Here is a 23,746-nt window from a genome sequence, read left to right as displayed (position 1 = left end):
GGACGACATGTTCGTTTCTGTTCGCGATTTGAAGGTGCATTTCCCGGCGGAGGAGGGCTTGGTCCGCGCCGTCGATGGACTGTCCTTCTCGATCGAGCGCGGCAAGACGCTTGCCATCGTTGGCGAGTCCGGATCGGGCAAGACGGCGGCAAGCCTTGCCATGCTTGGCCTGCACGGCAAGGCAGCGCGCATCAGCGGCGAGATCGCCATTGGCGATGCCCAGGTGGTGGGCGCTTCGGAATCGACGCTGCGACGGCTGCGCGGCAACCGTATGGCGATGATCTTCCAGGATCCGCTGACCGCTATGCACCCCTATCACAAGGTCGGCGAACAGATAGTCGAGGCCTATCGCACGCATCGCAGTGTGACGCGCAAAGCAGCCCGGCAGCGCACACTCGACATGCTGGCGCGTGTCGGCATGGCCGATACCCAACGCGCCTTCGACAGCTATCCGCACCAGCTTTCCGGCGGCCAGCGCCAGCGCGTTATGATTGCCATGGCCTTGTGCTGTGACCCCGAATTGCTGATCGCCGACGAGCCGACGACGGCACTCGACGTCACCGTTCAGGCCCAGATCCTCGATCTGCTCAAGGATCTCCAGCGCGAGTTCGGGTCGGCGATCATCATGATCACCCACGATCTGGGTGTTGTCGCGGAAGTCGCCGACGAGGTGGTGGTGATGTATGCCGGACGCGCCGTCGAAACCGGCACAGTGCGCGACGTCTTCTATCGGCCTTCGCACCCCTACACCTGGGGTCTGCTCGAATCCATTCCACGGCTGGACCACCAGCGCGACCGGCTGACGGCGATCCCGGGGTCGCCGCCCTCGCTTGCCGGCCTTGCCGAAGGCTGTGCTTTCCGGAAGCGATGTGGCCATGCAGCCTCTGTGCCTGACGGGCTGTGCGCCAGCCAGGCGCCATTGCCGACCGACATCGCTGCCGGCCATTCCATCCGCTGCCATCTTACGGATACCGGCCGGGCCGCCGCCCGTTCCAATCCACGCCAGCCCTCAGCATCCGAGGTCCAGCCATGAACGCGCCATCGTCAGCGTCGCAACACGCTGCCCCTTTGCTCAAGGTCGAAAAGCTGAGCAAGCACTTTCCGCTGTCCACCGGTCTGTTCGGCGGGCAGGCGCGATCGGTCCGCGCTGTCGACGGCGTGTCCTTCGATGTCGCGCCGGGCGAAACGCTTAGCCTCGTCGGCGAATCCGGCTGCGGCAAGTCGACGACGGGACGCCTGATCGCCCGGCTGCTCGATGTCTCCAGCGGCCGGGTCAGCTTTCAGGGCCGCGACATGTCGCACATCCAGGGGGCCGATCTGCGCGCGCTGCGGCGCGACATCCAGATGGTGTTCCAGGATCCGTATTCGTCGCTCAATCCACGGCAGACGGTCGGCGATATAATCGGCGCGCCGTTCCTGATCCAGGGCATGACACCGGCCGAAGGCCGTCAAGCCGCGGTTCAGGAGCTGATGCGCCGGGTCGGGCTCAACCCGGAGCACTACTACTGTTACCCCCGCGAGTTTTCCGGTGGGCAGCGCCAACGCATCAGCATCGCGCGGGCGCTCGCATTGCGGCCGAAGCTGATCATCTGCGACGAACCGGTGTCGGCGCTCGACGTTTCGGTGCAGGCCCAGGTCATCAATCTCCTGCAGGACCTGCAGCGCGATCTCGGCCTGTCCTATCTGTTCATCGCCCATGACTTGTCGGTGGTTCGCCATATCTCGCACCGCGTCGCGGTGATGTATCTCGGACGTATCGTCGAGATCGCGGGGGTCGGCCCGCTCTACGAGCGGCCGTTGCATCCCTATACGCTGGCGCTGCTCTCATCTGCGCCCGATCCCGATCCTGACCGCGCGGCGTCCCGCAAGCGTTTCGTGCTCAAAGGCGAGTTGCCCAGTCCGGTCAATCCGCCAGACGGTTGCCTTTTCCACACGCGCTGCCCGATGGCGCAGGACAAGTGCCGCAGTGAAGTGCCCGCACTCCGGCAGGTAGCGGCTGGCCGCCAGTCGGCTTGTCACTACGCCGATCAGGTTCCGGCGATCGCTGCCGGATAGTCTGGCGACCGAAAGCCGGCAGCAGAAAGGGCGGCCTTGAGCCGCCCTTTCTTCATTTCCATACGATCGGCTCAGCCGCCGAAACTGCCGAGAGGCGCCGATGGGTGGGCATAGTTGCGATCGACATAGAGCAGCGCGTTGCCGTCGTTGCGCTGCCGAACCTCGGTCACGCGCCCGATCATCACGTTGTGGGTGCCGACGCGGTGCACAGTCTCCAGTTCACAGTCGAGATTGACGATGGCGTCGGTCAGCGCCGGCGAACCGGAGCCCATGACGAGCCAGTCGGCGGCGGCGTAACGTTCATCCATGTCCTGTGTCGTGCCCGCGAATTTGCCGGCCAGGTGTGCATGTTCCTGCGTAAGCACATTGATGCAGAAGCGCCGGTTGGTGAGGAACATGTCGCACTGTGCCGAACGCCCGTTCATGCAGACCAGAATGGTCGGCGGCTCGTCAGAAACGCTGCACATGGCAGTTGCGGTGAAGCCACCGCGACCGGCTTCACCGTCGGTGGAGACGATGTTGACCGGGGCGCAGACCCTGGCCATGGCGTTGCGGAACTCGACCTTCGTGAGAACGTCCGGCATGGCTTTTCTCCTCCCTTGGCCGTCAGCCGCGAAGCGGCGGCAGCCAGGTATCACCGGTCCAGCCGTTCTGGTCGTAGTCGGCCATGCAGGTGTCGACGAGTTCTTCCATCGCCTTCAGGCGACCGCCGCGCTCGGCACCCTTCAGCACCTGCAGACGGACCTCTTCGGGCGCGCCGGCGTAGTTCAGCTCGTAGAGCGCGTGACGGCCGCCGAACTCGGTACCGGTCGCATCCCACAGAAGCTTCATGATCTTGATCCGCTCGACATGGCCCATGTCGTTGGAGCCGCGAACATACTTGGCGAGGTAGGGATTGATGTCGGGATTGTCGAAATCGGCGGCGGAGGAGGGGAGGTAAATCAGGCCCGAGGCGATGACCTTGCGGACCGTCTCGATCACGCGTGGATAGGCCTCCGACATGAAGGTCCGGTAGGATAGCGCGGCCTCGAGATTGGGAAGCACGGCACCATTCGCCCATGGGATCGGGTTGTAGGCCATGGCATTTGAGAAGCTCCAGAACATGTGCCTGAGCGCGATGACCTCGCCCAGCGCTGCCTGGTTGCCGCGGAAGGCATCGCCGCCGGTGGCGCGCAGCGCCTTGGCCAGCAGGCCGGCGAGGAAATCGAGCTTGACGGCAAAGCGCGTGCAACCCTGGAAGCAGTAGCCATGCATGAAGCCGGAAGCGGGATGGAACGACAGAATCTTCGGTGCGTCGCGCAGCACCAGCACGTCCTCCCAGGGGATGAAGACATTGTCCAGCACCAGGATCGCGTCGTTCTCGTCGAAGCGCGACGACAGCGGATAGTCGAAGGGTGTACCGACTGTGTTGGCCGTCTGCTCGTAGGAGACACGGCAGAACATCTTGATGCCGGGCGCGTTCATCGGAACGATGAACATCACCGACAGCGAAGGATCCTCGGTGACCGTGGCCGAACTCTGGGCCAGGAAATTGTAATGCGTCAGTGCCGACGATGTCGCCACCACCTTGGCGCCCGAGACATAGATGCCGGCGTCGGTTTCCCTGGTGATGTGCACGAACACATCCTTGACCGCGTCGGCCGGTTTGTGGCGGTCGATCGGCGGGTTGACGATGGCGTGGTTCATGAACAGGACGGATTCCTGCGCTCGCTTATGCCACGACAGTGCGTTGTCCTTGAACGGGCCGTACCAGTCGGCATTGGCGCCGAGCGTGTTCATCAACGCCGCCTTGTAGTCGGCAGTCCGCCCCATCCAGCCATAAGACATGCGCGCCCATTCGGCGATCGCGCCCTGCTGGGCGACAAGCTCCTGCGACGAGCGCGCGACGCGGAAGTATTTGTGGGTGAAGCCGCCCGAACCGGTGTCGGTCGGCGACGTCAGGCTGTCCTTGCGCTTGGGGTCGTGCAGCGCATCATAGAGCCGGGCCAGCGAGCGGGCCGAGTTGCGCATCGCCGGATGCGAGGTGACGTCGGCCACGCGTTCGCCATTGATATAGACCTCGCGCCCGTCCTTCAGGCTTTCGAGATATTCAGCGCCTGTGAATGGCCTGGTCTTGTCTTGGCGGAAATCTTCGGAACGCACGCTGTCCTCCCCTGATGATGCCCGAACCTAGCGCGAAAGGAGCGGGCAGGGGATGGACAGGTTGCCAAATTCGCTTGTACTTTTTCCGGAATGCAATCCGATCCCAACATTCCGAGCTTTTTCGTCTATGGCGAGCCGAGCCGCCTCCTCGAAGTCGGCTTTCTCCATGTCGAGGCTGTAAGCGACAGAAAAGACATCCATTTCGGCAAGGTTCGAGCGCATCGACACCCGCATATGGGCCAGATCACATTGTGGACCCAGGGTAGTGGCCACTACCGGATCGAAGACACGTCATGGGACTTTTCCGCGCCAGCGGTCAGTTTCGTTCCCAGCAGTATCGTCCATGGTTTCGACGTCGAGCCTGATGCCGACGCGACAGTGGTTTCCATAGCCGACGACATGCTCAAGGATCTGGCACGGCAGCTTCAGCTGTCGCTCGACACGCCGGTTTTCGTCGCCGGCCAGGGCGAAAGCGACAGCTGGCGCCGGCTTGCAACGGTCGTCGAAACATTGGCCTCCGAGTATCGCGACGACGCGCCAATGGCCGGAAAGCTGATGCCTGAACTGGCGGCCTCAGCGCTGTGTTACATCGCGCGGCTCAACCACAGTCAGCCGCAGGCGGTAGGATCACCCGCTGTCGTTCTTGCGACGGCGTTGCGCGGAGCCGTCGAAGCGCATTATCGCGAAGCCTGGCTTGTCGACGACTATGTCGCGGCACTGGCGACGACCCCGCACCTGCTCGACAAGGCCGCGCGCCAGGTGCTGGGCATGTCGGTCAAGGACGTGGTGCTGGAGCGGCGTTTGCTCGAAGCCAAGCGGCTCTTGATGTTCACCATCCGGCCGGTCGAGGACATCGCCTTTGAGACCGGCTTCGGCGACCCGGCTTATTTCTCGCGCTTTTTCCGCCGCCGCTGCGGCGAAGCGCCTTCAACCTGGCGTAGACGCCAGATCGAGGCGCAGTAGAGATGCCGGGGCGGACAACCGGGCGAAATCGACGAGGTACTGTTACACCTGCCCTCATTCCTGCGGGGGCGTGCATCCCTTATGATCGTCGAGAACTCCATTTCTCGACCGTTGAGGCAGCGACTGTCTCGCTGCCGCCGCATCGCAGCCCAACTAAGCTCTCTCTGCAAAAGCCTTCTCGACGACGTAGTCGCCAGGTATCGAGCTGTTGCCCTCACGCATACCGAGCCCTTCGAGGATCTCGCGCATGTCAGCGATGAAAGCAGGGCTGCCGCAAAGCATTGCTCGGTCATTTTCTGCTGAAATCTCCGGCAGGCCGATGTCTGACACAAGTGTGCTCGCGCGGACGAGGTCAGTGATCCGGCCGCGGTTGCGGAAGGGTTCCCGCGTCACGGTGGGGTAGTAGATCAGCTTTTCCGACAGCAATTCGCCGAAATACTCGTTGGCTGGGAATTCCTCGGTGATCTGTTGTTTGTAGGCCAGTTCGTCTGTTTGCCGGCAACCATGCACCAGCACGACATGCTCATAGCGTTCAAAGGTTTCAGGGTCGCGGATGAGGCTCATGAAAGGAGCCAGCCCCGTGCCCGTACCGAACAAGTAGAGATTGCGGCCTGGCGCGAGATTGGCAAGCAGCAGCGTACCTGTCGCCTTGCGGCCGACCACGATGCTGTCGCCAACAGTGAGGTGCTGGAGCCGCGAGGTCAGCGGGCCATTCTGCACCTTGATCGACAGGAACTCGAGCGTCTCGTCATGATTTGGGCTGACCACGCTGTAGGCCCGCAGCAGCGGCTTGCCATCCACCTCCAGCCCGATCATGGCGAACTGGCCATTCTCGAAGCGGAACGCCGGATCGCGTGTCGTGGTGAAGGAGAAAAGTGTGTCGGTCCAGTGATGCACGCTCAACACCTGCTGTTGGGTAAGGTTGCTCATTCCCCGTGCTCCTCGCTAAGGGTTCAGGTCCGTTTGGACGGTGGACGTGTGGGTGGGTACTCGGCTAGACGGCCAGGTGCCGTTGCTTGATGTCAGGGTCGGCGTCAAACTCCTGCCAACTGCCGCGGAAGGCGATGCGGCCGGTGTCCATCACCAGCACCGTGTCGGTTGTCTGCCTGGCAAACCAGATGTTCTGTTCGCACAACAGTAGCGCTGCCTGCTCGGCCTCGCACAGTTCACGCACGCTGATGGCAAGCTGCTCGACGATCGCCGGTGCCAGCCCCTCGGTCGGCTCGTCCAGCAGAAGCAACCGCGGGCGGCAGGCGATTGCCCTGGCAATCGCCACCATCTGCTGCTGGCCGCCGCTGATCTGGCCGCCGCCGCGTTCGCTGATCGGCTGCAGCATCGGGAAGCGGTCGACGATCTCCTGAGCAGGAATGGGCGTACGGCCGGGCGCGGTTGCATAGGCAGCCATCCTGATGTTCTCGCGCACCGTCAGATGCTGGTAGATACGTCGGTCCTCCGGTACCAACTGCAGGCCGAGCCGTGCCCGCTTGAACGCCGGCAGGCCCTTGAGCGACCGGCCCTCCCAGCGGACCTCGCCGTCGACGGTCGGGCCGGCATTCATGATCGACTTCAAGAGCGTCGACTTGCCCGCGCCATTGCGGCCGATCACGGCCACCCGGCCGAGGACGGGAACATCGAGTTCGACGCCGTGCAGGATGTGGCTGCTGCCATAGAAGGCGTTGATACGGTTCGCCTCAAGCATGATGCGCCTCCTTGCCGAGGTAGACGTCGCGCACCACAGGGTCGGCGCGGATATCATCGATGCTGCCTTCCGCGATCTTGCGGCCCTGGTTCATCACCATGATACGGTCGGCCAGCCCGAAGATGACGCCCATGTCGTGCTCGGTCATGATGACGGTCAGGCCGCTGCCCTTGCCACTGATGCTGCGGATCAGCTCGGTCACGCCAACGCGTTCGCTGGGCGACATGCCTGCGGTGGGTTCGTCGAGCATCAGAACCTTGGGCCGCCCGGCGAGCGTGATGCCAAGTTCCAGGCGCTTCTTGTCGCCATGCGACAGTTGGGCGGCGGCAATCCTTGCCTTGCGCTCGAGCGACAGCCTGGCCAGGATTTCACCGGCCTCGTCCACGGTCGCGCGCGACGGTCTGACCTGATACCAGGGGGTGTCCCGCTGTCCCATGTTCTTGGCGCGCGCCTCGATGGCAACGACGATGTTCTCCTCAGCAGTCATTTCCTTGAAGATGCGCGCCATCTGGAAGGTGCGGCCCATGCCCGCGCGTGTGCGGCGGTATGCCGGTTCCTTCGTTACATCCTTGCCGAGGAACTCGACGGTGCCCGCCTCGCAGCCGACTTCGCCAGTCATGACCTTGAACAGTGTCGTCTTGCCGGCGCCATTGGGGCCGATGATGGCGAAGGTCTCACCTTCCAGAATCTCCGCCTCGATGCCGTGCAGTACCTTGAGCGCGCCGTAACTCTTGTCGACGGAATGCAGCCGGATCATAACGCCTACTCCTTCACCGGCCGGAGGGTCGTCGCTGTGGCCTTCGCCTCGGCCCGATATGGATCAGCAAGACGGGCGACCAGCGCGTTCCAGGCACCGGCCACGCCAGTGGGAAACAGCAGTACGACACCAAGCAGGATGCCGCCGGTGATGATCTCCTGGATACCGACCAGGGTGCGCGTCGAGAACTCGATTGCGGAGAACAGGAAGGCACCGATCATCGGCCCCCAGAAGGACGAAGCACCGCCAAGAAGGGTGAACAGTATCGGTTGCGTCGAGCGCATCATGTTGCCGATGTCAGGCGTGACGATCTGGGCCCAGGGCGCGAAGAGCGAGCCCGCACAGGCGGCAATCGCCCCTGAAATGGTGAATGCGACCAGGCGGTAGCGATGAGTATCGACGCCCATGAACGCGGCGCGTTCGGTGTCCAGCCGGATCGTGCGCAACGTGCGACCGAAGCGACCGTGGGCGATCCACCAGCACAGGGCCACCAGAAGAGCGCAGGCGACGCACAGGAACCAGTAATAGTGGTTGCCTTGGGCGAGATCGACAGTAGCAACGCCGATGGAGGCCTTCGGCCGGACAATGCTCGGGATGCCGTCCTCCGCACCCAGCCAATGGATCTTGGCGAGCGTGATGCGCAGCAGCTCGGCCAGCGCCAGCGTCAGGATGGCCAGGAAGATGCCGGTCGACCGCCTGAGCGCCACGACACCGATGGCAAACGCCACCGCTCCGCCAATGGCCGTCGACAGGGCGATCAGCAGCAGGAACTGCCCTTCATACCCGCCGCGCAGTGTCACTGCCATCGTATAGGCGCCGATGGAAAACAGCCCACCGCTGCCGAAGCTGGCCAGGCCGGCATAACCGAACAGCAGGTTCCAGGAGAGTGCGAAGACGGCGACAACCATCGTCGTGCCAGTGAGGAACACAAGCCCGGAATTGGCCCAGAAGGGCAGAAGGACAAGCGCTGCCGCAAGGACAGCGAGCAGAGCGCCCGAAATGGTGCGGTTCATAGCCGGCTCTCCCCGAGTATGCCGTTCGGCCACATCAGCAGGAAGGCGACCATGCCGACATAGACGGCAACGCCCGGATAGGCCGGCAGGAACATTGTGTTGAGGCCGTCGATCAGGCCGAGCAGGATGGCGGCGATAAAGGCGCCGCGGACATTGCCCAGCCCGCCGATGACAACGGTGATGAAGGCGAGCAGCAGGAAGGTGTCACCGAGCGCCGGCGACAGCGTCTGATTGGGCAGCAGCAGTCCGCCGGCAAGCCCGGCAAGGGCAAAGCTGCCGCCAACCGCCGCCATGATGCCCGCCGGAACGTTGATGCCCAGCAATTCGGCCATCCAGCCGTCACGGGCGATCGCGGTGATCATCTTGCCGGCCCAGGCCCGATGAATGACGAAGTCGAGTACCAGGAAAACGACGATGCCGGAGCCGATGATGAACAGCGAAAAGGACGGCACGAACAGACCGAAGATGTCGACACCGGTATCGATGCCGGGCGGCGGATCGACCGACAGGAATTCCAGTCCCCAGACAAGCTTCACGAAGCCCACACAGACAAGCATCACCGCGAAGGTAGCGATCAGCATGTAGTGTTCGTCGACATGCTGAATGCGCCGAAGGACGAAACGCTGGACAACGATCCCGAGGACGCCCACCACCAGCGCCGCAACGACGGCCGCGGCAACCAGCGCCAGGACCGAACGCGGAGCCGAGCCGACGAGCGAGCTCGCGACATAGGCGCCGATCATGAAGAAGGCGCCATGGGCGAAGTTGAGGATGCGCATGATCCCGAAGACGAGGGTCAGACCCGCGGCGACGAGGAACACGGCCATCCCGGTCGTGAGACCGTTGACCAGCGTGAACATCTGATTTTCCGCCTCTAGTTGAGCTTGGAGCCAGGAGTTGCCTTCTCTAGGAACTCCGCGCCCGGAAGCTGCGCCGTCTCGAACACGCTCCAGCCATTGGCATTCTTGTCGTCGCGGCCGAAGCGGATGTAGGTCAGGTCACCGGCAAAGCCGTGGTCTTCCTTGCGGAACTGGATCTTGCCCAGCGCCCCTTGCGGCGTCTCGGTCTCGATGGTCGGGATCAGCTTGGCCGCGTCGAGCGAACCCGCCTTGGCGACGGCATTGGCGATCGTCAGGATGCTGTCGTGCGAAACGCCGATGTACCAGTTCGGATATTCGTCGCCGCGCAGCTTGATGTAGGCCTTGTGGACCTCGCCGCTGACCGGGTTGCCCTTGTTGGCAGCCGGATACCAGCCGGTCCAGCTCCACAGCGATGCAGGCGTGTTGGCGCCCATGGCTTTGGCGATGGCGAACTCGTTGGCACTGTCGCACAGCACCTTGAACTTCTCGTCGAGACCGAAGGTGCGAGCCTGCTTGTAGTAGCTGATGGCGTCGGCGCCCTGCAGGACGTTGAACAGCCCCGGCGCGCCCGACCCGATGATGTTGGAAATCTGGTTGCGGAAGTCGGCCCCGCCATAGGGCACCAGCACCGGGTCGAGCACCTCGACCTTGCGACCGGCTTTTTCGGTTTCCGCCTCCAGCCCCTTGGTGAAGGCGTTGGTGATGTCGGCAAGCGCGGTGACGTCGGAGCGCAGCGTCGCCCACTTCTCGATCTCCGGGTGCTTCTGGGCCATCAGGGTGCCATAGCCGCCGAAGCACATCGGCGACGAAAACCCGAGGCGGAAGGCGCGCGGATTGAAGGCTTCATGGGTCAGTGCGAGCGCCGATGCCCCGACCATCACCATGGTGACGTCAGCTTCCTCGAGCAGCGGCAAGGTGCCGAGCAGGTTGGCGGTGAAGGTGCCCTGGGCGAACAGCTTGATGCCGTTGCCGGTCAGTTCGCGGAAAGCAGTGACGGCACCTTCGGGCGAGTTCTTGTCGTCACGCACCACCAGCTCGATCTTCGCGCCATTGACGCCGCCGGCAGCATTGAGGCGCTCGACCGCAATCTCGCAACCATCCTTGATATAGTTGCCGTAGAGCTGGCCCGGGCCGCTCAACGTGGTGATCAGGCCTATGCGTACAGCTTCTCCCTGCTGCGCGCGCAAGATGCCAGGCATAGCCAGCGCGCCGACGCCCGCTGCCGAGGTCGTCAGAAAATGTCTTCTGTTCAATCGCATGTCTTCCTCCCAAAAGACCGGGGCTTCCTCCTCCCCGGATGAATGCGGTCAGTGGATCTGCAGAACCAACTCCCTCACGCGCGAGCGCATGATCTGTCCGGTGGCCGGCGTCTTTGGCAGTTCGTCGACAGCCACGATGCGGCGCGGATGCTTGAAGGTCGCCAGCGACTGGCCGAGATGGCTGCGCACGGCCTCCAGGCTCGGGCATTCGCCCGGGCGGTCGAGTACGACGGCAGCACAGACCAGTTCGCCCCATACGGGGTCCGGCAAACCAACAACGGCGACCGAACGGATGCCCGGGCAGCCGGCGAGCGCGAGCTCCACCTCGGCAGGTGCAACCGTCTCGCCACCCGAGCGGATGACCTCGCGGCGGCGACCCGTGATGGTCAGGAAGCCTTCGTCATCCGTCTCGGCGACATCGCCGCTGCGATACCAGCCGTCGACGAACACCTCGGCAGTCTGATCGGGCAATTCGAAATAGCCGTCCATCATGCTGAGTGAGCGCAATTGCAACTCGCCATCGACAATGCGCGTCTCGTTGCCAGGCAGGGGCAGGCCTACACTGCCGGGCTTGCGATCGATCTCGGAATCGTTGAGGCCAAGTGCCGCGCCAAACTCGGTGGAGCCGTACATTGCAGCGCGATAGGCGCGCGGAAAGCGGGCACGGATGCGGTCCATCAGCACGGGGTCGAAGCGCGACGTGCCTGACGCCGCCGAGCGCACCACCGTAGCGTCGAAAGCGACGTTGGAGGCGAGCAGCCGCTCCCAGACAGCCGGAATGCAGTAGAGAAAAGCCGGTTTCCAGCGGTCTATGGCGCGGGCAAGCATGTCGCCTTCGGGACGGCTGACGAAGTGCACAGCGCGCCGATGCGCCCAGTTCTCCATCAGGTAGTTCCAGCCGGCCCAATGGAACATCGGGAACGTCATCAGTTCGCCACGGCCACCTGACGTGACGAAACGCGAAGCGCCGAGATAGGAGCGCAGCCAACTTGCCTTATGTGACAGCACCACGCCCTTCGGCCGGCCCGTGCTGCCGCTGGTCAGGAAGATCGCGTGGCTGTCCTCTTCCTCGACGCCAAGGTCGGGAAGTCGGTCGCAACTGGCCCTGCTGGCGAGAGCATCAAGGTTCACGCCCGCAGTTGCCGCGGCGCCAGCGCCGAGGATCGCCACCGGAACATCGGCGCAGGCTGAGGAGAAGCGATGGCCGTGCTGCCGCAACGGATCGAGCACGAGAAGGTCTGGCCGGATGTAGTCGGCAATCGGCAACAGCTCATCTTGCGACAGCGCCGGGTTCAGCGGCACGAAGGCGGCCCCCAGTCGCTGGCTGGCGAAATAAAAAGCCAGATGATCGAGTGTCATTTCGGCCTGAAACAGAATGCGGCTGCCACGCTTGATGCCGAGGGATTGGAGGACCCTTGCCATCGCATTGGCAGCGCCATCGACCTCGGCGAACGTGACAGTGTGTTCATCGAGCGACGCTGCGAGCGCATTCGGCGTCGAGCTGACAGCAAGATCGAGTATGCGATGGACGTGCCGTTGCATCATGCCTGTTCCGTAGCCGCAATGTCCTTGATTTCGCCCAGCGGGTAGGTCTTGCCGAGCGACTCCATCATGTAGTCCGCGCCACCAGATGCCGGCACGAACCAGCCGGTCGGGCACATGGTCAGGATCTCGACGAGGCTGAGCCCCTTCTTTTCCATCTGTCGCTGGAAGCCCTTGCGGATCAGTCGCCGCGTCGCCGCGATCGAGGCGGCGTTGTGCACCGAGCCGCGCGCCACGAAGGCCGATCCCGGCATCGCCGCCACCATATCGCCGATGACGATGGGATAGCCGTGATAGGCGGCATCGCGGCCTTCGAGCGTGTTCTTGGTGCGCTGGCCGATGACGGAGGATGCCGTCATCTGGCCGCCGGTGTCGCCGAACACGCCGTTGTTCAGCAGGATGCAGGTGATGTTTTCACCGCGTGCCGTCGCATGCAGTATTTCGGCGAGACCCTCGCTGGTCATGTCGCCATCGCCTTGCAACGTCCATACGGCGACCTCCGGACGCATGCGCTTGAGGCCGGTCGCAACCGCGGGTGCGCGTCCGTGCAGGCAAAGCGTGGAGTCGACATCCATCGTCATGATGAACGAGCCGTAACAACCATGGCCGATGATCGATACGTTCTTTTGAGCTAGGCCGAGTTCCTCGATGACCTCGAGCACTAGGCGGATGGCCACCGGCTCGCCGCAGCCTGGGCAAAGATGATGTTCCTCGGTCTGCAGCAGCGTCGGCTTGAACGAAGCCACCTTGTTGCTGGGCGCCTCGGGCGGGCGCGTGGTCATGACGATGCTCATTTGCTGGCTCCGTGGATGGCTAGCTCGATGCGCTCGCGGATCACGGTCGCATCCATGAGGGGGCCGAGGTTCAGGCCGGACTCATCGAAGCTGACGCCGCCGATAGCCTTGACCAGCTTGCGGTCGTGCACGTTGAGCCTGACGTCATCGATCATCTGGCCGGCATTGAGCTCGAACACCAGCACGCACTTGCAGCCCTGCGACGCCCGCTCGAGCGCTTCGCCCGGATAAGGCCACAGTGTAACAGGGCGGAAGTAGCCCACCTTGTGGCCGTCGGCGCGCATCTCGCGCACCACATGCTCGACGAACTTGCCGCCAGAGCCGAAGGCGACGACGAGCGTTTCAGCGTCGTCCGTGAAGCCTTCTTCATGGCGCGCCTCGACTTCGGCGATGGCGTCGAACTTGGCGGCGATGCGCTCCCAGTGCTTGCTCGGGCCGGGACCGGGGTCGTTGGTCTTGCCACAACCGAAGGTCCAGATCTGGCGCGACTTGCCGGTGCCACCCGAAGTGCCGTCGAGCTGCCAGTCCTTGGGCGGCAGCGGCTCGAGGTCAAGCTGCGGCAGCGTCGTTCCCATCTGGGTGCGGGCGAGCAGATTGTCGCCCATGAAGATGACAGGCACGCGGTACTTGTCGGCGAGGTGGAAGGCGAGTTGCGCGTGCTCGACCGCCTCATGCAGATCCTTTGGCGCCAGCGTGATGGTGCGGTAGTCACCCCAACCGCCGCCGCGTGTCGCTTGGAAATAATCCTGCTGGTTGCGGGCCATGTTGAAGATGACGATCGGCGTCTCGTTGAGCGCGGCCTCCGCGATCGCCTCCTGCATCAGCGCCAGGCCCTGGCCGCAGGAGCCGCTGGCGGCGCGAAAACCACCGGCTGCAGCACCCAGTGCCATGTTGATGCCTTCTATCTCCGTCGCCGCATTGATGCAGACCCCTTCATGGTGCGGCAGTTTCTCGGCCATGTATTCGAGCAGCTCGGTCGCCGGCGACATCGGATAGCCAGCATAAAAGCGCAGGCCAGCCTGGATCGCCGCCTCGACGATCGCCTCGCTTCCATCCATCAGGCGCATCGTCATCACTGCATCCTTTCGGCGTCGGAGCCCGAAACGATCGGCTCGTGGTACTTGTAGACTTCGAAGACAAAATCGGGGCACACCTGCTGACAGGCGGTGCAGCCGGTGCAGCCGGGAGCAAGTTCGGGATAGAGATAGCCGGTGGCGTTACCTGTCCTGGACATGGTCAGGACCCTCGGCGGACAGGCAACGATACAGAGTTCGCAACCTTTGCAGCGGTCGGCATCGATGACGAGCGTGCCGCGCGTGACCTGTCTCATGCGACCTCCCGTGCGTCGAGGTCGACGGCGAAGGCCATCGGCGTGACTGAGGCTGCACCAGCACGTATCGCCCGCTCGTTGGCTTCGATGTGCTGGCGGCGATAGGATGGGATCTGTTCGGCCATTGCAGCCACAGCGCTGTCGATTTCCACGGCACCGGTGAGCGCCGCGAAGGCGCCGAGCATCACCATGCCAGCGGCCATGCGGCTTCCCAGCTCGGTGGCGATCGCCGTGGCAGGCAGCTTCACAAGCCTGTGCTTTTCCATATCGGGCAGGTCGGCCGCGATGGTCTCTTCGGCCAGCACGAACGAACCCGGCCGCAGACGCGAACCGACACGCTCCCAGAACAGATGCGACATCGCGATGGCTGAGCCGGCATGCGGAAGGATAGGCAGCGCCTTCAAGGGCTTCGCGCCGATGACGACGGTGCCGATCGAGCTGCCGCCGCGCATGTGGCCGCCATACTCGCCGGCGAGCATCACATGCCGGCTATCCTTGATGGCGGCGAGCGCCAGCGACTTGCCGATGAGCTGGATGCCCTGCCCGCCAATGCCGGAAATGAAAAGATCGAGTTCCAAGTAACCCCTCCCGGTTGCTCGTGACCCTAGAGCTACGCACTTCCGGTTCAGGGTGCAAGACTTTTTTCTCCTTGAACATGAAATTTCATGTTGAAGTACAAAAAATGTTCGCTAGCTTCCCGCCACGGCTTTGGAGGGACGAAAATGACTTATGTGGTGACCGACGCCTGCGTACGGTGCAAATTCACCGACTGTGTGGCTGTCTGCCCGGTGGACTGCTTCCACGAAGGCGAGAACATGCTGGTTATCGATCCTGAGGTTTGTATCGACTGCGGCGTATGCGAACCGGAGTGCCCGGCCGATGCGATCCTCGCCGATACCGACCCGCTGGCGGAAAAGTGGCTGGCGCTGAACAGGCAGTATTCAGCGAAATGGCCTGTCATCTCGGCCCAGTTGCCGCCACCTCAGGATGCACAAGACTTCAAGGGGCTCGATGGCAAGTTCGAAACCCATTTCTCGCCAGAGGCCGCTGCACGTTGACAGCAGTGCCTAACGCGGCGCGATCCCATCGAACAGGATATCGAGGATCTGCAGCGCGAGCTCGGTCGGCGTGAGCCCCCCCGGACGGTACCATTCGCGGGTCCAGATCAGTGTTCCCTGCAGCACCTGGTTGGCAAGCGACACATTGATGCCGGGCCGCAATTCGCCTGCCTCGGAAGCGGCTGCCATCAGGTCGCGCCAGATCCTGTTGGTCTCGTTCAAAAGGCCGAAATGCCGCTCGCGCACATCCTCTGGAACCTGATTGATGACATTGCCATGCGCAGCGATGTAGTCGAGCTTCTGCAGCGTCGTGTTGAGATAGGTGATCGCCGCTGCCTCGATGCGCGCGCGATAGCACGTTTCCGGCGGCAGTTGCTGCAGCGTGGCCAGGAGTCTCAAATGCAGCTCCCGGGTCAGGCTGTTGATCATTTCCTCGACCAGCACGTCCTTTGTCGGGAAGTGATAGCGCAGCGCCGTCACATGCAGATCGATCGCGTCGGAAATTTCACTGAGCTTGGTAAGCTGATAGCCCTTCTGGGCAAACACCTTGGCGGCAGCGTCGAGGATCTTTTCCTGCACGCCTTCGGTCTTGCGGCTCGGCTTGCGGCCCGAAGCCCTGCGCGCAGTCCGATTGATTTCGCGAACAGCCCCATCGGCTTCAAGTGTCGCCAGCTCTTCCGGTTCTTTGGTGGTCATTTTCCGCATGTCCGAATTTGCTAGCTCGCCTGTTCCACTGTTTTTGTTTCCACACATTCGCAAGGCGCCTCCGTGCCATCACACCACAGCTTTCCCATCCATGGCTGGCCATCGCGCAACCTCGGCAATTGCCAAAAGCAGGCGATGGAATATGGCTTCGTCGGGCATGCACACCCGCCCCAGCATGGCGATGCCAAGGGATCATGCAAGGAAATTTTCTCCTTGAGCATGAAATTATTGCAGATAAGTTCGCGGGCGAGAACGCGGGGAGGGTATCAGATGTTCGAGCTCGATCTCAGAGGGCGCCATGTCGTCATCGCCGGCGGCAGCAGGGGGCTTGGCCTCCATGTCGCGCTTGCCTTCGCCGAGGCTGGGGCCTCGGTATCCATCTGCGCCCGCGGCAAAAGCGACCTTGAAGCTGCCGGAGAAAGGATCGCAATGCACGGTGTCGTCGCCCACGCGGCCTGTTGTGACCTCGCCGAGCACGCCTCGATCAAGGCGTATGTCGAGGAAGCCGCTGCCAGGCTTGGCGGCATCGACATCCTGGTCAACAACGCCACCGGCAAGGCCAGTTCCGACACCGAACAGGACTGGGCCGCAAGCCTCAGTGTGGACGTACTCGCCACTGTTCGAGCATCATCGGCCGCGCAACGCTACCTGGAGCAGGGAACCAATGCGGCCACCGTCAACATCTCCTCGCGCACTGCTTTCGGCCCCGCCCCGACCACACCGGCCTATGGGGCGGCAAAGGCGGCGATCATGCATTTCACCCGGTCGCAGGCCGCAGCCCTTGCCGGCAAGGGCATTCGCGTCAACTGCGTTGCCCCGGGCTCCCTGGAATTTCCTGGCGGATGGTGGGACAAATGCCGGGTTCAGAACCCGGCGCTCTACGACAGGACGCTGACGAGATTTCCCTTTGGCCGCTTCGGCACGCCCGGGGACATCGCAAACGTAGTCCTGTTCCTCGCCTCGCCATTGAGCGGGTGGATCACCGGCCAGACCCTGCTCGCCGACGGCGGCCAGACACTGCAATAGGAGCTCAAGACTGGATCGAATGAGCTGTCAGAACCCTGACGTCGATTTCTCGATCTGCTTCAGCTTGCCGTTTTCGATGCGAAAGAAGGGCATTGCACGTTCGCCGGCGCCGTCGTCGCGGAAGCGGAAGATGCCGGTCGATCCACGGAAGCCGGTCGGGTTTTCGATCACCTTCTTGGTGAAGCCCTTCGGACCCATGGCGCTGGCAATGCCGGCGGCCAGGGCAACCGTGTCATAGCCATAGGCGACGTTGATGTCAGGTTCGTAATTGTAGGTCTTGCGGAAGCGGTCGGCGATCGGCCCGATCTCGGCCGCGTCGAGGGTGGCGATGTGGGCGCCCTGCAGTGCCGGGTCGCTTATGCCGTGCTCGAGCCAGCGGGTGGAGCCGACCAGCGCAACGTTCTTGCCGAGCACGCCCTTGGCCTTCAGCGCGGAGACAAGAGGCGCCGGATTGGCGCTGCCGCTGGCGATGACGATGGCCTGTGGATCGTCGACAAGTGCCATCATGTCTGCAACTGCCTTGTCCGAACCGCCACCGGCTGGACCGAAAGGCAGCGCTACCGCCAGTGACGCACCATAGATGCTGAGACTGTTTGCGACGCGTTTTTCGATAACCTTGCCGGCATCGCCTTCAGCCATGAACAGCACGAACTTGCGCGCGCCCTTGGCGGCAATGGCCGCTGCACCAGCCGCAGCGCTGTCGGCCTCGTTGAGCCGCACCGAATAGACGCCCGGTGCGCCGGCGTAGTTGTCGGCGAGCGCCAGCACGAGCGGCCTGTTGGCGCCTGATACGGCTGCCAGCTGGCGCACCGCGCCGTGCTCGGAGGGACCGATGACCAGCTTGGCACCCGAAGCAAGCGCCCCCGTCGTCAGGGTCCGAGCACGCGTTTCGTCGCCACCGGTATCCTCGATGTTCAAGGTCAATAGGTCATTGCCGAGGTCGGCCATGGCCAGCGCAGCGGCGTCGCGCATCTTGCGGCCGCGGTCGCCGGCGGTCCCGCCTGCCGACAAGGGCAGCAGCATCGACACCTTGATCGGTCCCTTGCCCAGGCTTTCGCCCGATTTTGCAGGTCCTGATTTTGCAACTGAAGTATTTTGCGGGCCGATCTGGCCGTCCGACGCGGAGCCGAGGACGTCTTCGGTGCTGGTGTCGGATTGGCATGCGCCAAGGCCGAGCGGCAGCGCCAAGGCGAGCGCCAGCAATGCGGCACGCCCCAGCCGTTTAGGTTCCCTCATCATTCCTCCCCAGGAGCGCAAACTCGCACCCCGACCATCAACCTGCTTATCGCGTGGGGGAATGTCCACGTCATTTCGCGAGGGACCGTTGAACAGACCAGCAATTGTTCCGCCACCTGTTGCAAAATTGACCAGTCAGTTGGACGGGTGGACAAGCGTCCGATCACCGTGGCCGTGTTGGGCACAAACTGACGCTCCTGCAGCCTTCCGAGGTGTGCCATCGGTTTTAGCCACCGAACAACTTGGCGCGCAGGCTACGGATATGGCGCGCCTGCGCTGCCGGTCGGTACTCGACGCAGCGCATGTAGCGCGGGCCAGGCACGAAGGACCTTCTGACGCAGACGCCTTTGGGCGCAGCCGAACCCTTGGCGTTGACCTCGCCCAGGCCGGCCACGGCGGCAAAGCCGAACGTCGCCTCCGGCACCGTGCCGGTGACCTTGAAGCCGTCCCGTTCGAGAATCGCCCGGGCGCGGAGGCAATAGCGCACCGAGAGGGCTGAAAACCGCGTTTCGGCGTGGCCGGCACGGTATTTCATCACTGTCGTGCAGAGATCGCCTTCTGCCAGCCGAAACGCACCGGCGAGATAGCGCACGCCAAGGGCTATGTTGGTCCGGGGATCGGCCAGCTCATCGAGCGTGCCGCGGAACCCCATCAGGCGGGCGGTCGCCGGCATGACCTGCATGAGCCCTACCTCGCCATCGCCGCCGCGCGCCTCGGGATCGTAGAAGCTCTCGATCTCCATCACCGCAAGCGCAAACTCTGCGGGCAGTTCTTTTGCCCTGGCTTCGCAGGTGGCGAGGGCACGGAATGCATCCTTGCCGGCCTCGGTGCCGAGGTCGGTGCACGCCGCGACAGTGATCGGCCTATTAGCATGTGGCCGCATCTGCTCCGGCACCGCAGCGACGGCTGCTGCCGACAGCGCGAGATTTGCCAGGAGTGCCGGGGCGACATGCTTTGTCATCATGCGGAGCCGGGGCTCATCAAGCGACCGCTACGAAGGGCGGGCCCGGTCGCCGCTCAACTAGTTCATGTACTCCACCATGCGGCTGTGGAAACACTCGCATTTGTTGAGGTAATCCTCGTCGCGATAATTGGTCTTGAGGTAACCGTAGGCCTTGCCGCAGGCGACCTTGGCTTCCGACGCCCAGACGAACACCGGGCGCGAGGAATCGAGCCACTGCGAGCTGTTTGCGGCAGCCACAGCCTCGTCCATCATGCGCACCACCTCGGTCTTCACCTCGCCGATGTTTTCGTTCAGCGCTAGGTCCGACGTCGTCGCCAGGCGGCAGTAGCTTGCCGTCGGCACGTCGATGAGGTCCGCCGCCGCCACCTGCCCGGCAAAGGCGAGTACGCACAGGCCGCCAATGGCCGACCGCTTCAGTCCGTCAAGCATCGATAGTCCCTCTCTTTACTGGGAGTAGTTCTCGCCAGCGTCCCACTGTCAAAACGGCAATCCAACCCTAAGCTGCTGTCACGCATCAGTATGCACCTTGGCGCCATCGTCGAACAATGGCACCAAGGCAACTGCCGAAGTAAAAAAGCCGCCCGGAAGGTCGATCAGGTCGCCGACCACGCTGACCGCATCCAGTCGCTGCCCTTCGACAGCGACCATCTCCGGAGCCAGTGTCGTTTCGAATATGCCTGGCAGCATGTCCGAGATGTCGACGACGTCACCAATAACTGCATCGGCCAGTATCTCGCCGAGCGCCACAGGTTCGACCGCAGGCGTGGCCAGCAGCGCAAGCAAGACTCCGGCATCAAGCAGAACTTCTTCCTGCGCAGCCCCCACGTCTTGAAGGGGTGTCGGCAAGATCGCACCTACGCCCTTGTCATTGTTGTCGGCCATCGCCTTTGTCATCGGGACATCGACCAAATCATTCGCACCTGATCACGCTTATACGTTATCCGTGTGCTTGGTGCCCGAATTATCTTCGAACAGTATCTTCACCGTGTCAGTTGTTGCGCTGTTGTAGGTCAAGTTCTGCAGCTCGGCGACGGCCTGATAGGAATTGCCACCACCATCGACGTCGACGCTGACGGTCGAAGTATTGACTCCGGTTTGCTCGATCTTGACATACCCCCCCGCTTCCAGATCGGTGCCGGCGGCAAGCCCTTTCAACAGCTCGCTCAGATCGATTTGATCGCCCTGGGCAATCGTGAAGTCTGAGATGATGTCATTGATCGATCCACCGATCGCATCCGCGCTGACGACAAAGGTGTCGGCCCCTGCTCCGCCGGTCATGGTGTCTTGACCACTGCCGCCGTTCAGAATGTCGTTGCCGTTCTCGCCGAACAGAAAATCATCGCCACCAAGCCCCATCAAGACATTCGACGAACTATTGCCGGCGAGATAGTCACCTGCGGAGCCGCCGGTGAGGTTTTCTATACCGATCAAGTCATCACCGAATGCAGCACCGCCAACTTCACCATTAGCAGGGGTCAAACTGGCGGTATCGGTCGCCGCATTGCCGCTGTCGTCCAGATTAATGCGAACTGGTGTGGCGCTGTCAGAATAGGAGGCGGTATCGCTACCAGTTCCTCCATTCAGAACGTCGTTGCCGGTACCGCCGATCAGCACGTCATTGCCCGCGCCGCCGTTGAGAGTGTCGTTGCCCGCGCCGCCGGAGACCTGATCGTTGGAACTGCCGGTTGTGATATTGTCGTCGCCGCTGGTACCGGCCATGACTGTCACCGTAAACGCATCCGACGCTTTGTCGCCGTCTGCGTCTGTGCCAGTGAGCTGGAAGTTCAGGAGTTGGTCGGCAGGGTTGATGGTCGTGGTGTATGAAAGCGCCACGCCCGTAATTTTCATGTTGCTGTCAACCGGATCGATCGTGACATAGTCGACGGTCTTTGACGCGTTAAAGCCGTCGACAACAAGTTGCATGCTGCCTCCAGGGCCCGCCGTTACCTCTTCGTTGAACGTCTGCGTTGTGCCATCTGTGTATCGTACGGTGATCGAAACGTCGTCGCCAGCCGCTATACCGGCTGACGCGACCGAGAACGTCATGGTGCTCAGCGTACTCGTCTCATAGCCTGCCTGCTGCAGCAGATCGAATTTCAGGACGTCGCCGTTCTTGTGCACGACATTGTCGCCGACGCCAAGGTCGGTTGACGAAATCGTTAGCGTATCCGCGTTGCCGTTATTGGTGCCGGTTATGACAATACTAAAGGCGCCGCCGAACGTGCTGGCCGGAATAGTATAGCTCGGCAGACCGCTGCCTCCCGAAATCCCGCTCAACAGGTTGCCGCTCGGCACGGAGACTGAGGGCGCTGCATCGACCAGATTGAAGTCGTACGTACCATCAGCTTTGATTGTGATTTCAAAGTAGGTTTTCGTGACGCCATCTTCCACGAACTGCGCCTGATAGGTCGCCGTTGTGCCAGGCTTGAGGGCGAATGTGTAGCCATCTGGGACGTTGGTCCACGTCAGCGCCGGCGCGGCGAAGGATTGTGGGAACGGAGCATTGTCAGCGCCGACATCGAAATCGTAATTGCCCGATGTGACGCCGGTCACCCTGTAAACTGCCAGGTCTTGCGCAATTAACTCCGGAATGTCGTTCTCGATGGTCACGCTCGCCCCGGCATTGATGACGATCGCATCGCCATCGCTGTCGGTTGCCGTGAACACATTGGCAAGGCTCAGGCTCGTCGTCTCGGCGTCGCCGCCACCGACATCCAGCGCACCATGGTCGACATTGTCCTTCAGCGTGAAGGTGAAGTCGCTGCCGTTCGGCGCAATGGTGAACACCACGCCGCCGGCATTCGGGCCGTCGGCCACAACGCCGTTGATGACGCCGCTGTTGGCGTCATAGACGAAGTTGATGGCATGGCCATCCTGGGTCAGGCCGCTCGGGCCCGACACCGCAGCGTTCAGCGCGATCGCCACCGGCGCATCGGCGCCTGCCGTCACCAGGGCGGCGATCTGGGCCGCGGTGATCGACGCCGTCACCGTCTGGCCGCCTTCGCTGTTGCCAACGGCACCTGCCGTGTTCAGCGCATCTTCATGCACCGTGCCGAGGTTGACCGTCGCGGCATTGTTGACCGGACTATCATCCTCGATGGTCACCGACATATTGGCCGTTGCCGTGCCACCTTTCCCGTCGCTGACGGTGACAGGGATGACCAGCGTCAGCTCATCCTCGCTGCCGCTTATGGGATGGTTGATCGGTCCGGAGAGGACGACAGAATAGCTATCGCCCGTTGCGGTGATGGTTATGATTGGTAAGCCATTGGCCATACCAACCAACTGACTGGTGCCCTGTCCAATCCATTCGATTTTGTCATTGCCGGAGTACAAGTCTGCCATGCCTGCAGGCAACGAGGGCACGCCAAACGTATATGACAACGGATCGCCATCCGCATCAGTCGCCGAGAACGGGCCAGTCGCAATGGCCTGATCGGTCGTGTCGCTGCTTCCCGAGTCATCCTTGATGCCGTTCTGAAGTCCTTCTTCCGATACCCTTACTGCGAAATCGAGCATTTCCGGCGCACGATTGCGCCGAGCCCCCGGGAAGAGTTCGCGATACTCGTATTGCGGGAACTGCAATGCGGTTGGTGGCAGCAGAGCCGACAGGTCGAAGCCATTGCCGATACCACCAATAGGGGCCTCAAAATTGCCGCCGGAGCTGTTGGCCGAACCAGGTCCAACCGAGATCGATCCGTCAGGACCAAAAGCGACATCGACGCCGCCGGCTTCAAGCGCTGCGATCAGGGCAACTCGTGGAAGCTCGACGTCGCCGAGCATGAAGGTCGGCACGTTCGAGGCAGCGTCCTTGACGACGATTTCGGTGCCGTCGGCCTGCTCGAGGATCAGGTTCTTGCCGTCGACCTTGATGTTGTCGACCGAGATGTTGGCCGGCAGGTGGACAACGTTGGAGGCGTCGGCGGTATATTCGGCTGCTGTGGCCGGCGCGGCTGGGGTGGCATTGGGTTGGGCCGCCTGGATGGGCTGGCCGGAGCCGGCATCGACCGGAACAGGGTCGGCTTTTGCTGCCGGCTCGGTCGCCTGCGCGAGGAGCTGCACCTCCGACAATGGCACTGCCTGGTCGAGCAGCGGGTCGCTGCCGGTTGCAGTTGCCGAAAGATTTCCCTGGTCAACGGAGGTTGCCATAGCCCATCCCCTAATTTCTTGCTGGCCGCAGCAGAGCAACGAGATTTGGGTGATTGCAACGGGGGCGTGCGCAAAGCTGCATATCCCCATATGCAAGCGAGCAGGAAAACTTAATGGGTGGTTAATTTGGAGAGGTGAGATGCACCTGAAGCATCTTGTCGAACAGACTTTAGGGTCGTCGCGCGAGTATCGTG

24 protein-coding genes are annotated in these 23,746 nt (G+C 62.6%); 5 read left to right on the top strand and 19 right to left on the bottom strand.

Annotated elements, in window-relative coordinates; genetic code table 11:
* Nucleotides 1–7 precede the first annotated feature (7 nt).
* Together H5P29_RS29975 and H5P29_RS29970 are read left to right on the top strand one after the other, a co-directional pair.
* Nucleotides 8–1,033: an ABC transporter ATP-binding protein gene (locus tag H5P29_RS29975; protein WP_154384369.1), complete on the top strand. Its 1,026-nt coding sequence runs from the start codon at nucleotides 8–10 to the stop codon at nucleotides 1,031–1,033.
* Nucleotides 1,030–2,055, top strand: coding sequence for an ABC transporter ATP-binding protein (locus H5P29_RS29970; RefSeq protein ID WP_154384370.1), 1,026 nt, complete (start codon nucleotides 1,030–1,032; stop codon nucleotides 2,053–2,055). Before H5P29_RS29975 ends, H5P29_RS29970 begins: the two co-directional genes overlap by 4 nt.
* 71 nt (nucleotides 2,056–2,126) lie before the next feature.
* Here H5P29_RS29970 and H5P29_RS29965 read toward each other — a convergent pair whose 3' ends face one another.
* Nucleotides 2,127–2,639, bottom strand: a complete 513-nt coding sequence (locus H5P29_RS29965; protein ID WP_067968116.1) for a flavin reductase — start codon at nucleotides 2,637–2,639, stop codon at nucleotides 2,127–2,129.
* A gap of 22 nt (nucleotides 2,640–2,661) precedes the next feature.
* Nucleotides 2,662–4,197, bottom strand: coding sequence for a 4-hydroxyphenylacetate 3-hydroxylase family protein (locus tag H5P29_RS29960; protein WP_185910431.1), 1,536 nt, complete (start codon nucleotides 4,195–4,197; stop codon nucleotides 2,662–2,664).
* Nucleotides 4,198–4,287: 90 nt separating this feature from the next.
* Between H5P29_RS29960 and H5P29_RS29955 the strand changes: the two genes are divergently transcribed.
* Nucleotides 4,288–5,160, top strand: a complete 873-nt coding sequence (locus H5P29_RS29955; RefSeq protein ID WP_067968122.1) for a helix-turn-helix domain-containing protein — start codon at nucleotides 4,288–4,290, stop codon at nucleotides 5,158–5,160.
* A gap of 153 nt (nucleotides 5,161–5,313) precedes the next feature.
* Here H5P29_RS29955 and H5P29_RS29950 read toward each other — a convergent pair whose 3' ends face one another.
* From H5P29_RS29950 to H5P29_RS29900, 11 genes are all read right to left on the bottom strand, one after another.
* On the bottom strand, nucleotides 5,314–6,090 hold the full coding sequence (locus H5P29_RS29950; protein ID WP_154384371.1) for a ferredoxin--NADP reductase: 777 nt from the start codon (nucleotides 6,088–6,090) through the stop codon (nucleotides 5,314–5,316).
* Nucleotides 6,091–6,154: 64 nt separating this feature from the next.
* Entirely contained in the window at nucleotides 6,155–6,859 is a 705-nt protein-coding gene (locus H5P29_RS29945) for an ABC transporter ATP-binding protein (protein ID WP_154384372.1), read from the bottom strand.
* A complete protein-coding gene (locus H5P29_RS29940; protein ID WP_067968134.1) occupies nucleotides 6,852–7,616 on the bottom strand; it encodes an ABC transporter ATP-binding protein in 765 nt (254 codons plus the stop codon). Before H5P29_RS29940 ends, H5P29_RS29945 begins: the two co-directional genes overlap by 8 nt.
* 5 nt (nucleotides 7,617–7,621) lie before the next feature.
* Nucleotides 7,622–8,629, bottom strand: coding sequence for a branched-chain amino acid ABC transporter permease (locus H5P29_RS29935; protein WP_067968137.1), 1,008 nt, complete (start codon nucleotides 8,627–8,629; stop codon nucleotides 7,622–7,624).
* The gene (locus H5P29_RS29930) at nucleotides 8,626–9,489 is read right to left on the bottom strand and encodes a branched-chain amino acid ABC transporter permease (protein ID WP_067968139.1); all 864 of its coding nucleotides are present in this window, start codon (nucleotides 9,487–9,489) and stop codon (nucleotides 8,626–8,628) included. Before H5P29_RS29930 ends, H5P29_RS29935 begins: the two co-directional genes overlap by 4 nt.
* A gap of 14 nt (nucleotides 9,490–9,503) precedes the next feature.
* On the bottom strand, nucleotides 9,504–10,748 hold the full coding sequence (locus H5P29_RS29925) for an ABC transporter substrate-binding protein (RefSeq protein WP_154384373.1): 1,245 nt from the start codon (nucleotides 10,746–10,748) through the stop codon (nucleotides 9,504–9,506).
* 48 nt (nucleotides 10,749–10,796) lie between these two features.
* Nucleotides 10,797–12,293, bottom strand: coding sequence for a class I adenylate-forming enzyme family protein (locus H5P29_RS29920; protein WP_067968146.1), 1,497 nt, complete (start codon nucleotides 12,291–12,293; stop codon nucleotides 10,797–10,799).
* Nucleotides 12,290–13,084 (bottom strand): thiamine pyrophosphate-dependent enzyme, encoded by a 795-nt coding sequence (locus H5P29_RS29915; RefSeq protein WP_067968149.1) that lies wholly within the window; start codon nucleotides 13,082–13,084, stop codon nucleotides 12,290–12,292. The genes H5P29_RS29920 and H5P29_RS29915 overlap by 4 nt, the downstream gene beginning before the upstream one ends.
* Nucleotides 13,081–14,157, bottom strand: coding sequence for a hypothetical protein (locus tag H5P29_RS29910; protein ID WP_154384374.1), 1,077 nt, complete (start codon nucleotides 14,155–14,157; stop codon nucleotides 13,081–13,083). The genes H5P29_RS29915 and H5P29_RS29910 overlap by 4 nt, the downstream gene beginning before the upstream one ends.
* On the bottom strand, nucleotides 14,157–14,414 hold the full coding sequence (locus tag H5P29_RS29905; RefSeq protein ID WP_067968154.1) for a 4Fe-4S dicluster domain-containing protein: 258 nt from the start codon (nucleotides 14,412–14,414) through the stop codon (nucleotides 14,157–14,159). The genes H5P29_RS29910 and H5P29_RS29905 overlap by 1 nt, the downstream gene beginning before the upstream one ends.
* A complete protein-coding gene (locus H5P29_RS29900; protein WP_154384375.1) occupies nucleotides 14,411–14,992 on the bottom strand; it encodes a 2-oxoacid:acceptor oxidoreductase family protein in 582 nt (193 codons plus the stop codon). Before H5P29_RS29900 ends, H5P29_RS29905 begins: the two co-directional genes overlap by 4 nt.
* 144 nt (nucleotides 14,993–15,136) lie before the next feature.
* On the opposite strand from H5P29_RS29900, the gene fdxA reads away from it, so the two are divergent.
* A complete protein-coding gene (gene fdxA, locus H5P29_RS29895) occupies nucleotides 15,137–15,472 on the top strand; it encodes a ferredoxin FdxA (protein ID WP_154384376.1) in 336 nt (111 codons plus the stop codon).
* Nucleotides 15,473–15,481: 9 nt separating this feature from the next.
* Here fdxA and H5P29_RS29890 read toward each other — a convergent pair whose 3' ends face one another.
* Nucleotides 15,482–16,168, bottom strand: a complete 687-nt coding sequence (locus H5P29_RS29890; protein WP_185910430.1) for a TetR/AcrR family transcriptional regulator — start codon at nucleotides 16,166–16,168, stop codon at nucleotides 15,482–15,484.
* A gap of 279 nt (nucleotides 16,169–16,447) precedes the next feature.
* Between H5P29_RS29890 and H5P29_RS29885 the strand changes: the two genes are divergently transcribed.
* A complete protein-coding gene (locus H5P29_RS29885) occupies nucleotides 16,448–17,203 on the top strand; it encodes an SDR family NAD(P)-dependent oxidoreductase (protein WP_154384495.1) in 756 nt (251 codons plus the stop codon).
* A 27-nt stretch (nucleotides 17,204–17,230) separates the two neighbouring features.
* On the opposite strand, the gene H5P29_RS29880 is transcribed toward H5P29_RS29885, so the two are convergent.
* The 5 genes from H5P29_RS29880 to H5P29_RS29860 form a co-directional block, all read right to left on the bottom strand.
* Entirely contained in the window at nucleotides 17,231–18,442 is a 1,212-nt protein-coding gene (locus H5P29_RS29880) for an ABC transporter substrate-binding protein (protein WP_348640612.1), read from the bottom strand.
* A gap of 223 nt (nucleotides 18,443–18,665) precedes the next feature.
* On the bottom strand, nucleotides 18,666–19,403 hold the full coding sequence (locus H5P29_RS29875; protein ID WP_154384378.1) for a lytic transglycosylase domain-containing protein: 738 nt from the start codon (nucleotides 19,401–19,403) through the stop codon (nucleotides 18,666–18,668).
* Between the two features lie 57 nt (nucleotides 19,404–19,460).
* Nucleotides 19,461–19,832 carry a hypothetical protein gene (locus tag H5P29_RS29870; protein ID WP_067968175.1) on the bottom strand — a complete coding sequence of 124 codons (372 nt, stop codon included), beginning with the start codon at nucleotides 19,830–19,832 and terminating at the stop codon, nucleotides 19,461–19,463.
* A 78-nt stretch (nucleotides 19,833–19,910) separates the two neighbouring features.
* A complete protein-coding gene (locus tag H5P29_RS29865; RefSeq protein WP_154384379.1) occupies nucleotides 19,911–20,297 on the bottom strand; it encodes a hypothetical protein in 387 nt (128 codons plus the stop codon).
* 36 nt (nucleotides 20,298–20,333) lie between these two features.
* Nucleotides 20,334–23,552: a type I secretion C-terminal target domain-containing protein gene (locus H5P29_RS29860; protein ID WP_185910448.1), complete on the bottom strand. Its 3,219-nt coding sequence runs from the start codon at nucleotides 23,550–23,552 to the stop codon at nucleotides 20,334–20,336.
* Between the last annotated feature and the right edge of the window lie 194 nt (nucleotides 23,553–23,746).

The organism is Aminobacter sp. MDW-2, from assembly GCF_014250155.1.
Classification (GTDB): Bacteria; Pseudomonadota; Alphaproteobacteria; order Rhizobiales; family Rhizobiaceae; genus Aminobacter; species Aminobacter ciceronei.
Note: the sequence above shows the minus strand (reverse complement) of the source record. Positions and strands in the feature narration are given on the sequence as shown.

Excerpts from the sequence above, each read along its gene's own strand:
- fdxA (WP_154384376.1), top strand. The coding sequence starts at position 15,137 with ATGACTTATGTGGTGACCGACGCCTGCGTACGGTGCAAATTCACCGAC.
- H5P29_RS29865 (WP_154384379.1), bottom strand. The coding sequence starts at position 20,297 with ATGACAAAGGCGATGGCCGACAACAATGACAAGGGCGTAGGTGCGATC.
- H5P29_RS29965 (WP_067968116.1), bottom strand. The coding sequence starts at position 2,639 with ATGCCGGACGTTCTCACGAAGGTCGAGTTCCGCAACGCCATGGCCAGG.
- H5P29_RS29910 (WP_154384374.1), bottom strand. The coding sequence starts at position 14,157 with ATGACGATGCGCCTGATGGATGGAAGCGAGGCGATCGTCGAGGCGGCG.
- H5P29_RS29870 (WP_067968175.1), bottom strand. The coding sequence starts at position 19,832 with ATGCTTGACGGACTGAAGCGGTCGGCCATTGGCGGCCTGTGCGTACTC.
- H5P29_RS29935 (WP_067968137.1), bottom strand. The coding sequence starts at position 8,629 with ATGAACCGCACCATTTCGGGCGCTCTGCTCGCTGTCCTTGCGGCAGCG.
- H5P29_RS29890 (WP_185910430.1), bottom strand. The coding sequence starts at position 16,168 with ATGACCACCAAAGAACCGGAAGAGCTGGCGACACTTGAAGCCGATGGG.
- H5P29_RS29880 (WP_348640612.1), bottom strand. The coding sequence starts at position 18,442 with ATGATGAGGGAACCTAAACGGCTGGGGCGTGCCGCATTGCTGGCGCTC.
- H5P29_RS29970 (WP_154384370.1), top strand. The coding sequence starts at position 1,030 with ATGAACGCGCCATCGTCAGCGTCGCAACACGCTGCCCCTTTGCTCAAG.
- H5P29_RS29875 (WP_154384378.1), bottom strand. The coding sequence starts at position 19,403 with ATGATGACAAAGCATGTCGCCCCGGCACTCCTGGCAAATCTCGCGCTG.
- H5P29_RS29915 (WP_067968149.1), bottom strand. The coding sequence starts at position 13,084 with ATGAGCATCGTCATGACCACGCGCCCGCCCGAGGCGCCCAGCAACAAG.
- H5P29_RS29930 (WP_067968139.1), bottom strand. The coding sequence starts at position 9,489 with ATGTTCACGCTGGTCAACGGTCTCACGACCGGGATGGCCGTGTTCCTC.
- H5P29_RS29905 (WP_067968154.1), bottom strand. The coding sequence starts at position 14,414 with ATGAGACAGGTCACGCGCGGCACGCTCGTCATCGATGCCGACCGCTGC.
- H5P29_RS29945 (WP_154384372.1), bottom strand. The coding sequence starts at position 6,859 with ATGCTTGAGGCGAACCGTATCAACGCCTTCTATGGCAGCAGCCACATC.
- H5P29_RS29860 (WP_185910448.1), bottom strand. The coding sequence starts at position 23,552 with ATGGCAACCTCCGTTGACCAGGGAAATCTTTCGGCAACTGCAACCGGC.
- H5P29_RS29885 (WP_154384495.1), top strand. The coding sequence starts at position 16,448 with ATGTTCGAGCTCGATCTCAGAGGGCGCCATGTCGTCATCGCCGGCGGC.
- H5P29_RS29920 (WP_067968146.1), bottom strand. The coding sequence starts at position 12,293 with ATGATGCAACGGCACGTCCATCGCATACTCGATCTTGCTGTCAGCTCG.
- H5P29_RS29940 (WP_067968134.1), bottom strand. The coding sequence starts at position 7,616 with ATGATCCGGCTGCATTCCGTCGACAAGAGTTACGGCGCGCTCAAGGTA.
- H5P29_RS29975 (WP_154384369.1), top strand. The coding sequence starts at position 8 with ATGTTCGTTTCTGTTCGCGATTTGAAGGTGCATTTCCCGGCGGAGGAG.
- H5P29_RS29925 (WP_154384373.1), bottom strand. The coding sequence starts at position 10,748 with ATGCGATTGAACAGAAGACATTTTCTGACGACCTCGGCAGCGGGCGTC.
- H5P29_RS29955 (WP_067968122.1), top strand. The coding sequence starts at position 4,288 with ATGCAATCCGATCCCAACATTCCGAGCTTTTTCGTCTATGGCGAGCCG.
- H5P29_RS29950 (WP_154384371.1), bottom strand. The coding sequence starts at position 6,090 with ATGAGCAACCTTACCCAACAGCAGGTGTTGAGCGTGCATCACTGGACC.